The organism is Stenotrophomonas sp. SMYL11, from assembly GCF_036320005.1.
Classification (GTDB): Bacteria; Pseudomonadota; Gammaproteobacteria; order Xanthomonadales; family Xanthomonadaceae; genus Stenotrophomonas; species Stenotrophomonas maltophilia_A.
Window position 1 is genome coordinate 120,597 of record NZ_JAWIRS010000013.1, and the last position, 7,760, is coordinate 128,356.

Here is a 7,760-nt window from a genome sequence, read left to right on the forward strand (position 1 = left end):
AGGGGTCAGGCAGCGAGCGGGTACAGGCCGAACAGCAGGCTGCCGACCATCAGCAGCATCGAGATGGCGATGGCCCACTTCAGGGTGAACTTCTGGTGGTCGGCGAACTCGACCTTGGCCAGGCCGACCAGCAGGTAGGTGGACGGCACCAGCGGGCTGAGCAGGTGCACCGGCTGGCCGGCCAGCGAGGCGCGCGCCATTTCCACCGGGGTGATGCCGTAGTTGCCGGCGGCTTCGGACAGGATCGGCAGCACGCCGAAGTAGAACGCGTCGTTGGACATGAAGAAGGTGAACGGCATCGACGCCACCGCCGTGATCACCGCCAGGTACGGGCCCCACGATTCCGGGATGACCGCCAGGAAGCTGTGCGACATCGCTTCGACCATGCCGGTGTTGTTGAGGATGCCGGTGAAGATGCCAGCGGCGAAGATCAGCGACACCACCGACAGCACATTGCCGGCGTGGTTGACCACGCGGCGGCGCTGTTCGGCCAGGTTCGGGTAGTTGATCACCAGGGCGATGGCGAAGCCGACCATGAACAGCACCGGCATCGGCAGCACGCCGATGATCAGCGCGGTCATCAGCGCCACGGTCAGCGCCAGGTTCACCCACAGCAGCTTCGGGCGCTTGATGTCTTCGGCGTCTTCCACGGTCGGCAGCGCGTTGCTGTCGTCGGACACGCTGTTGTCCATCCAGCTGCCGCCCTTGGGCAGGGTCACCACGCCGAGGCGACGGCGTTCCTTCAGGCCCAGGTACCAGGCCAGCAGCAGCACGCCGGCACAGGCGATCACCATCGACGGGATCAGCGGCACGAACACATCGGCCGGGTCAACGTGCAGCGCGGTGGCCGCGCGGGCGGTCGGGCCGCCCCACGGTGTCAGGTTCATCACGCCGCCGGCGAGGATGGTCACGCAGGTCATGTTCAGCGCGTTCATGCCCAGCCGCTGGTACAGCGGCAGCATCGCCGAGACGGTGATCATGTAGGTGGTCGAGCCATCACCGTCGAGCGAGATCAGCATCGCCAGCACCGCGGTGCCGAGCACGATCTTCATCGGATCGCCCTTCACGAAGCGCAGGATCACCCGCACCAGCGGATCGAACAGGCCGGCATCGATCATCACCCCGAAATAGAGGATGGCGAACATCAGCATCACGCCGGTCGGCGCGATCTTCTTGATGCCCTCCAGCATCATCTCGTCGATGTTGGCGCCGAAGCCGCCGATCAGCGCGAACAGGATGGGGATGGTGATCAGGGCGACGAGCGGCGACAGGCGTTTGCTCATGATCAAGTACATGAACGTAATGACCATGCCAAAGCCGAGGATGCTCAGCATCATCTGCGGACTCCTTGCGAATACAGGACGTGGGGGAGTGGAAGGGGCCCGGGCGGAATGCCCGGAATGTCGGGCTTAGAAGTCGTACTGCAGGCGGCCAGTGACCGCGCGCGTGCGGTCCACCGTGACCCCGGCGAGGCGGTCGCGGTTGCGGCTTTCGATCACGTTGAGCATGAAGCGCAGGTTGTCGCGCAGGTACCAGTTGCCACCCAGCGTCCACGCTTCGGTGCTGCCGCGGCGCAGGTCCGGTGCAGCATCGAGGTGCTGTGCGCCCCACATCTGGTCGTAGCGCAGCGCCACTTCGAAGGCACCGGCCTTGTGGCGGATGTCCTTCACCCGCGCGAAGCGGCCGGTCTTGCGGTCGTAGGCGCGGCTTTCGCCGGTGACGAACCAGCTGAGCATGCCGTAGGCGGCCATCACGTCACCGCGCTGCGCGCCGTCGTCGAAGGTGGCGCCACTGAATTCGCCCTGCCACGACAGCGGGCCGCGCACCTGCGCGTATTCCAGCGACCACTTGTTTACATCGGTATCGCGGCCCGCGGAGAAGTCGACCAGGGTCAGGCGGCTCTCGTCGGACAGATGGCCGGCCGGGCGCGGGCGGATGCGCAGCCCAGGCACGCCGTTGGCGCCGGGGTTGTCGTAGGCCTCACGGGCCAGCGACAGGCCCAGGTGCAGCACGTCGCCCTCGCTGGGCGAGGGTGCCCAGGTGACGCGGCCACCGGCGGCACGGCCCTTCACCTGCCAGGCGTCGATGCTTTCCAGGCTGTAGATGCTGGCTGCCCAGGTGAAGTCACCCGGATTGGCCTGCCACGACGCGCCCAGCCGGTACAGCGGTGCCAGCGTGGTGCCGGCGTTGCCGCGCTCCAGGAAGCTGCCGTAGTTGGAACTGGTGCGGTCATCCAGCGAGAAGTACTGCTTGAACTGGCCGACGGTCAGCTTGCCGGCCCTGCCGAAGCTGCGCGCCAGGTATACGTCCTTGGCCTCGACGCGGTCGCCGGAGAAATCGGCCTCCAGCTTGTAGTCGACCACGAAGAACTTGCCGGACACGTCAACCCACGCGCGGCGGATTTCGGTGTCGTCCTTGTTCGGGGTGCCGCGGTTGTCGTTGTCGAAGGTGGCGAAGTCCAGGTGCAGGCGGCCACCCAGGGTGGCCGTGACCGGACGGTCGTCTTCGGCAGCGAAGGCCGGCGCCGACAGGGCAGCCAGCGCCATCATGGCGGCAGGACGCCGCCAGGCAAACGTGAATTCCACAAACCCTCCCAGGTGCGCGCCAGGCGCGCGGCAATCGTGGGCACCGGACGGTGCGCGGCCGCAGTCTGGGTCGGGCAAGCTGTCATCGTCCTGTCAACGGTTTGTGCGGTGCAGCGTAAAGCAGCCCCGCCGCTGCCTCCTGGCAGGGCCCGGCGAGCGCGGCAGCGGCATGCGGTAGCATTCGTTTCCCCTCCCACCCCCGTGCCCATGCGCCTGCTGCTGGTCGAAGACAACCCGGATCTGGCCGATGCGATCATCCGCCGCATGCGCCGCAGTGGGCACGCCGTGGACTGGCAGGCCGATGGCCTGGCGGCCGCCAGCGTGCTGCGCTACCAGAGTTTCGACCTGGTGGTGCTGGATATCGGCCTGCCCAAGCTCGATGGCCTGCGCGTGCTGGCCGGCATGCGCGAGCGCGGCGACAGCACGCCGGTGCTGATGCTGACCGCACGCGATGGCATCGAAGACCGCGTGCAGGCACTGGACGTCGGTGCAGACGACTACCTGGGCAAGCCGTTCGATTTCCGCGAATTCGAAGCGCGCTGCCGCGTGCTGCTGCGGCGCGCGCGTGGCCAGGCCAGCGAAGTCGTGCAGATCGGTGGATTCCAGTTCGACAACGCGGCGCACCGGGTCAGTCTCGGCGGCGAACCGATCGAACTGCCGAACCGCGAGTACCGCCTGCTGGAGATCCTGGTCGGCCGCCTCGGCCAAGTGGTCGGCAAGGACGAAATCGGCAACGGCCTGTTCGGCTTCGATGACGAAGCCGGCCCGAATGCCATCGAGCTGTATGTGGGGCGCCTGAGAAAGAAGCTGGCAGGTGCACCGCTGCGCATCACCACGGTGCGCGGCGTTGGCTACCTGCTGGAAGCCAGTGATGACAGCGCCGACGCCGATGGCTGACACGCGTACCGCGAACGCCGCACCGGGCTCGCTGCGGCGCACGCTGCTGCTCTACCTCGGCGCGTTGCTGGCGGTGTTCGCGGTGGCTCTGCTGTTCGCGGCGCGCGGGTATGGTCAGCGCGCCGCCAACCGTTCCTACGACCACCTGTTGGTGTCCTCGGCGTTGTCCATTGCCGATTCGGTGGCTCTGGTCGATGGCCAATGGCAGGTCGATCTGCCCTATGCGGCGCTGGACCTGCTGGCGATGGCCCCGGAAGACCGCGTGTTCTATCGGGTCGCCGACAGCCGTGGCAACCTGATCACCGGCTATGGCGACCTGCCGGCGCCGCCGCGCCGGCCCGGCACGCAACCGCAGTTGTTCGATGCCTCCTACAGCGGCGAGACCGTGCGCTTCGTGGTGGTCGGCCGCAGTTTTGCCGCCGCCTCGGCGCAGGGGGAAGTACAGGTGCAGGTCGGCCAGACCCGGCGTGCGCGTGAAGCGGTCGCACAGGACATGGTCAACCGCGCACTGCTGGCGATCGGTGTGCTTTCCGGCCTGCTGCTGGCGCTGGTGGCGTTTGGCGTGCATCGCGCATTCCGGCCATTGGTGCGGGTGGAACGCGAGCTGTCACGCCGCGAGCCCTCTGACCTGAAGCCGCTGGATGCCCGTGTACCGCGCGAGATGGACCAGATGGTGGCGGCGTTGAACCGCTTCATGGAACGGCTGTCCAGCAGCAACGAGACGCTGCGCGCGTTCATGGCCGAGGCCGCGCACCAGATGCGCACGCCGTTGGCGGCATTGCGTGCGCAGGCACAGCTGGCGCTGGATGACGACGATCCCGAAGACATGCGGCGCAGCCTGCAGGCGATCGAGCGCAACGCCACCCACATGAGCCGGTTGTTGAATCAGCTGCTCAGCGATGCCAGCGTTATCCATCGTTCGCATCTGCAGCGCTTTGCTGCAGTGGATCTGGCCGAGACCGTGCACCAGGCCCTGCATGAAGCGCTGCCGCAGGCCGGCCCGGCGCCGCGCGTGCAGCTGGCGATGACCGCCGAGCCGGTACAGGTGCATGGCGATGCGCTGCTGCTGCGCGAGGCGATCAAGAACCTGGTCGACAACGCGTTGAAGTACGGTGGTGATGGGCCGTTGCAGATCGCATTGACCGTGGAAGGCGGGCAGGCGGTGCTGACCATCGCCGACCACGGTGCCGGCATTGCCGCCGCCGATGCCGAACGCGTGTTCGAGCGCTTCGCGCGTGGCGAAGGCGCGCCGTCCGGTGGCGCCGGGCTGGGCCTGGCCATCGTCAAGCGTGTGGTCGACAGCCACGGTGGCCGCATCGACCTCAGCAATCGTCCTCAGGGCGGGCTGATCGCCACCATCCGCCTGCCCCGGAGCAGTCCATGATCCGCCTGTTCGCTGCTGCCGTTGCCTTGCTGCTGGCCCTGCCGGTGCTGGCCGCACCGGGCGATGTGCGCCGTTTTCCTGCGCAGGGAGCCGCCATGGCACAGCTGCGCATCCACGGCACCACCGACATCGAAGTGTTCGCTGTGGTCATCGCCGACTACCAGCGCCTGCACCCGGGCACTGAAGTGGTGTACGAGGACATCATCACCCAGGACCTGTACGCGCGGTACCTGCACGACCGCGGCGGACCGGCATCGCCGGACCTGCTGATCTCCAGTGGCATGGACCTGCAGACCAAGCTGGTCAACGATGGTCACGCGCTGCCGCACCGTTCCGCGCAGACCGCCGCGCTGCCGGCCTGGGCGCAGTGGCGCAGCGAGGCATTCGGCATCAGCTACGAGCCGGTGGTGATGGTCTACAACACCCGCGCACTGCCGGCTGCGAGCGTGCCGCACACGCGTCGGCAACTGCTGGACCGGTTGCGCGCCGAAGGCGCACCGCTGCACGGCAGGGTCGGCACCTATGACATCGAGCGCAGCAGCGTCGGCTACCTGCTGTCAACGCAGGATGCGCAGCGTGGCAGCATCGCTGGTGCGCTGCTGGGCGCGCTGGGCGACAACGACGTGGTGCGCGAGGAGCGCACCGGCGTGCTGCTGGACAAGGTGGCCAGCGGACAGCTGTCGCTGGTCTACAACGTGCTCGGCTCTTACGCGCAGGCGCGCATCGACGCGGGTGCTCCGCTGGCGATTGTGGAGCCTGAGGACTACACGCTGGTGGTACTGCGTACCGCGGTGATTCCACGCACCGGCCCACACCCGGAAGAAGCCCGGCGCTTCCTCGACTACCTGTTGTCGCCGCGTGGCCAGCAGGTGCTGTCACGTGAGGCACGGCTGATGCCGATCGTCACCGGCAGCGCACGTGGCGACGATGCACCCGGCCGCAGCCGGCGTCCGATCCAGCTGGGCCCGGGCCTGCTGGTGTACCTGGATGCACTCAAGCGCCGCCAGTTCCTCGATGCCTGGCGCAGCAGCGTGGAGCCGGCGGGGCGCTGATCGCAACTTCGGATAGCCCGTTTCATGCCGATACTGCCTTCAGTACCGTTGATCGAGGGTTGGGCGTGGAAGTGAAAGAGATCGCTGTAATTGCAGGGCAGTTGGGCAGTGTTGCTGATGGCGTCATTCGCTGGTCCGTGCGCGACCAACTAAGACGGCTGGTTTTCATCACGCTGCTCGGGGCTGCATTTGCGCTGATGACATGGAGCACGTTTGCTTATCTGCTGCAAATGTCCGAGCAGGAAAGCAAGGAAAGGTTGTCCCTCTATCTCAAATCGCTGAAGGCGCAGCAGCTCGAGCGGGCGATTGATGCCGTTGGACAGTGCATCCAATCGCGAAAAGATGCGTCGGGTGACAGCATGGTCAACTGCGGATTGGCGGAAGTACTGTATTCCAACCATCGAAATCTGCTTGTAGGTGATCGATACCAGACGGTGATGGAAAGCAAGGCCTACACGGCGATGCTGCTCGATCTCCAGGACATGCGGCGCTTTCATGAGGCACGGATCGATCTGGATCGGCCGGCGGGCCCTCACTCTGAACTACTCTCTTTCTTGGTGGGGCCGATAGGCTTCACGTGCTTCATTGCACTTATTCTGCTGGCCTACGGCGTTGCACTGGGCCGGATGCTGCATTGGCAGGCCAGAGCCGAATGGTTGCTTTTCAGGAAGAAGTCCACGGATAGGGAAGAAGAGGACATGCTGGTGGGCGACATGCCAAACTTGCCCCATGAGCGAATACACCATCCTGATCGCCGATGACCACCCGCTGCTGCGTTCGGCGGTGGTGCAGTCATTGCGGCAGAGCCTGCCGCTGGCGCAGGTGCGCGAGGTCGCCAGCGCCGAGGCATTGGCCGAAGCCCTCGACGCGCACCCGGACGTGGACCTGGTGCTGCTCGACCTGACCATGCCCGGTGCACACGGTTTTTCCGCGCTGCTGCACGTGCGTGGCTCGCATCCGGACATCCCGGTGGTGATCCTCTCGTCCAACGATCATCCGCGGGTGATCCGCCGTGCCCAGCAGTTCGGTGCGGCCGGTTTCATTCCGAAGTCGGCCCCGGCCGAGACCATCGGCGAGGCGGTGCAGGCGGTGCTCGATGGGGGACTGTGGTTCCCGGCGATGGCCGCCGAACGCTCGGAGGCCGACGCACTGCTGGCCAGCCGCCTGGCCCAGCTGACCCCGCAGCAGTTCCGCGTGCTGCTGTGCCTGGCCGATGGCCTGCTCAACAAGCAGATCGCCTATACGCTGGGGTTGGCCGAGAACACGGTGAAGGTGCATGTCACCGCGATCCTGAAGAAGCTCGAGTGCCATAGCCGAACGCAGGCGGCAGTACTGGTGAAGGCACTGGAGCCGGAAGGCGACGCCGGCATCGGGTTGTAGTTTCCAGCCAACGGTGCAGCCCCTCGTGGGTGGACACGTAGAGCAGTCATGGGTGAGGCCGGGCAGGTGGACTGCGCAGGGGCCGCTGCAAGTACGTCCATGTAAGCTCGGTCGCCGCATCCATGCGGCTCACGCCCCTGCGCAGCCCACCTGCCCGGCCACGGACAGGTTCCGTGCGCATCCATCCACGGAAGAGAAAAGAAGATCAAAAGCAAAGGCAGCCTGGCCGGTCCGCGAAGCCGAGCATGGGCTCGGCTTTACACGAGCAAGCGCAGCGCGCGATCCGCTTTTGATCTTCTTTTTCTTCTCCGTGGGTGGGAGGCCACCGAAATCTGTCAGAGGCCGGGGGGGGGGGGGGGGGGGGGGGGGGGGGCGCGCCCCCCCCCGGGGGGGGGGGGCGGGCCCCCCGGCCCCCCCCCCCCCCCCCCCCCCCCCCCCCCCCCCCCCCCCCCGGCCCCCCCC

7 protein-coding genes are annotated in these 7,760 nt (G+C 66.8%); 5 read left to right on the top strand and 2 right to left on the bottom strand.

Going from position 1 to position 7,760, the window contains the following annotated elements; all coding sequences use genetic code 11:
- Nucleotides 1-5 precede the first annotated feature (5 nt).
- Together V3B46_RS17105 and V3B46_RS17110 are read right to left on the bottom strand one after the other, a co-directional pair.
- On the bottom strand, nt 6-1,334 hold the full coding sequence (locus tag V3B46_RS17105; RefSeq protein WP_125895106.1) for a CitMHS family transporter: 1,329 nt from the start codon (nt 1,332-1,334) through the stop codon (nt 6-8).
- 75 nt (nt 1,335-1,409) lie between these two features.
- A complete protein-coding gene (locus tag V3B46_RS17110; protein ID WP_329892428.1) occupies nt 1,410-2,549 on the bottom strand; it encodes an OprO/OprP family phosphate-selective porin in 1,140 nt (379 codons plus the stop codon).
- A gap of 243 nt (nt 2,550-2,792) precedes the next feature.
- On the opposite strand from V3B46_RS17110, the gene V3B46_RS17115 reads away from it, so the two are divergent.
- From V3B46_RS17115 to V3B46_RS17135, 5 genes are all read left to right on the top strand, one after another.
- Nucleotides 2,793-3,482, top strand: a complete 690-nt coding sequence (locus V3B46_RS17115; RefSeq protein ID WP_329892423.1) for a response regulator transcription factor — start codon at nt 2,793-2,795, stop codon at nt 3,480-3,482.
- On the top strand, nt 3,475-4,866 hold the full coding sequence (locus V3B46_RS17120) for a sensor histidine kinase (protein WP_154264989.1): 1,392 nt from the start codon (nt 3,475-3,477) through the stop codon (nt 4,864-4,866). Before V3B46_RS17115 ends, V3B46_RS17120 begins: the two co-directional genes overlap by 8 nt.
- Entirely contained in the window at nt 4,863-5,918 is a 1,056-nt protein-coding gene (locus tag V3B46_RS17125; protein ID WP_329892424.1) for an ABC transporter substrate-binding protein, read from the top strand. The genes V3B46_RS17120 and V3B46_RS17125 overlap by 4 nt, the downstream gene beginning before the upstream one ends.
- A 71-nt stretch (nt 5,919-5,989) precedes the next feature.
- Nucleotides 5,990-6,679, top strand: coding sequence for a hypothetical protein (locus tag V3B46_RS17130; RefSeq protein ID WP_329892425.1), 690 nt, complete (start codon nt 5,990-5,992; stop codon nt 6,677-6,679).
- Nucleotides 6,648-7,298 carry a response regulator gene (locus tag V3B46_RS17135; RefSeq protein ID WP_005414428.1) on the top strand — a complete coding sequence of 217 codons (651 nt, stop codon included), beginning with the start codon at nt 6,648-6,650 and terminating at the stop codon, nt 7,296-7,298. Before V3B46_RS17130 ends, V3B46_RS17135 begins: the two co-directional genes overlap by 32 nt.
- Nucleotides 7,299-7,760 lie beyond the last annotated feature (462 nt).

Coding starts and splice junctions, on each gene's coding strand:
- V3B46_RS17120 (WP_154264989.1), top strand. CDS start 3,475: ATGGCTGACACGCGTACCGCGAACGCCGCACCGGGCTCGCTGCGGCGC.
- V3B46_RS17110 (WP_329892428.1), bottom strand. CDS start 2,549: ATGATGGCGCTGGCTGCCCTGTCGGCGCCGGCCTTCGCTGCCGAAGAC.
- V3B46_RS17135 (WP_005414428.1), top strand. CDS start 6,648: ATGAGCGAATACACCATCCTGATCGCCGATGACCACCCGCTGCTGCGT.
- V3B46_RS17105 (WP_125895106.1), bottom strand. CDS start 1,334: ATGCTGAGCATCCTCGGCTTTGGCATGGTCATTACGTTCATGTACTTG.
- V3B46_RS17125 (WP_329892424.1), top strand. CDS start 4,863: ATGATCCGCCTGTTCGCTGCTGCCGTTGCCTTGCTGCTGGCCCTGCCG.
- V3B46_RS17115 (WP_329892423.1), top strand. CDS start 2,793: ATGCGCCTGCTGCTGGTCGAAGACAACCCGGATCTGGCCGATGCGATC.